Annotated in this window: 2 protein-coding genes; both read left to right on the plus strand. The window is 37.5% G+C overall.

Features of this window, described 5'->3' with window-relative positions; translation table 11 throughout:
* The first annotated feature begins 14 nt into the window (after positions 1-14).
* A complete protein-coding gene (locus tag H579_RS0118630) occupies positions 15-674 on the plus strand; it encodes a glycosyltransferase (RefSeq protein ID WP_028301908.1) in 660 nt (219 codons plus the stop codon).
* On the plus strand, positions 652-1,440 hold the full coding sequence (locus tag H579_RS0118635) for a glycosyltransferase family 4 protein (RefSeq protein ID WP_028301909.1): 789 nt from the start codon (positions 652-654) through the stop codon (positions 1,438-1,440). Before H579_RS0118630 ends, H579_RS0118635 begins: the two co-directional genes overlap by 23 nt.
* Positions 1,441-1,497: the final 57 nt, after the last annotated feature.

Here is a 1,497-nt window from a genome sequence, read left to right on the forward strand (position 1 = left end):
GATAACTAATAATTATGAGTGATCTTGAAGATTATAAAATCAGCCTCCCTCCTCTTAAAGTTGCCATTATTTGTTTTATCAATGATCCATTTGATCAACCTGGAGGACGACGAATTGGTGGTGGCCATCTTGTTCTTGATGAATTAGGCCAGCATCTAGTGGCAAGAGGGGATGATGTTACATATATAACTCGTCTAAATTCAGAACAAAAAGAAGAATTTTCACAATTAGGACCGCGATGCAGAATATATCGTTTATCTGTTGGCCCAGCGAAAGAGCTTCCTCCAAGTGAGGTCGGAGCAATGCTAGATAAACTTGAAGAAGAAACTCATATTATATTCGAAAACTCTTGTTCTGATTTAAATGTAATTCATTCTCAATATTGGATTGCTGGAGAAGTCTCTAGAAGAATAAATAAAAGATTGGGGCTAAAACATATTCACTATATGTTATCTTTTGGACGTCAAAAAGCGGCAAGAGGAGAAGAAAGAGGTATATCGGATAGCTTAAGAGATCAAAGTGAAATAAAAGTATTCAATGAAGTTGATTGTCTTATTGCCCAATGCCCTTCAGAAGCTAATGACTTATTGTCTTTTTATCCTGAACTTAACCATAACCGTATAAAAATCATTCCTCATGGAGTCGATCCATATGACTTTTCCCCTCGAATCTGAAATTGATAAAATAACATTTGTTGGGAGACCTCTTGACCCTAATAAAGGCTTTACATCATTGCTTGATGCGCTTGAGCTTCTCTTAGATTTACCTGAGATTCCACACTTCCAACTGTGGGTTATCGGAGGCGAAATTAACGAGATGAATAAAATCTCACAGTTATTAAAGACTCGGCCTAAGCTCAATCAACTAATGTCGCAGGGTTGGATTAATATCTGGGGGCGTGTAAAGCGAGAGTCTCTACCTGAATTTTATAAACGAAGTTCACTTGTAGTTATGCCTTCTCATAGAGAACCTTTTGGCTTAGTTGCAATCGAAAGTATGCTCTGCGGCTGCCCTGTAATAGGTACTAAACAGGGAGGACTAAGTGATACAATAATCCATGGAATCACGGGGATTCAAGCCGACTTAGACTCTCCAAGAGCAATTGCTAATTCTATATTATTGTATTTAAGAAACCCTCTCATTAGAAAAACAAGAGGGGGATTTGCACGAAAATGGGCTAAGTTTGCATTCACTAAATCAAATGTATATGACCAAGTTAGACAGCTCTATCATGATAGAACTGTTCCAGTCTTAAAAAAATCTGAATGGGAGCTTTCAAAAATATATAGTGAATCATCTATCAAAGAGGTACTCTACAGAGTTGAACAGCTACTTGGAGTCGGTGTTGATGAGTACCATATAGTAACATCCAGATATCATGTCGTAGCAAAAATTAAAACCAGACTAGTAGTCAGTCATCATGAAAACATAGAGTGCTAGACTTGTTCTCAAAAGGTGGAAGTCACCTGACCAGTTGAGGGCAATCTGAATGAAAAA

It is taken from the genome of Oceanospirillum beijerinckii DSM 7166, assembly GCF_000422425.1.
GTDB classification, from domain to species: domain Bacteria; phylum Pseudomonadota; class Gammaproteobacteria; order Pseudomonadales; family Halomonadaceae; genus Oceanospirillum; species Oceanospirillum beijerinckii.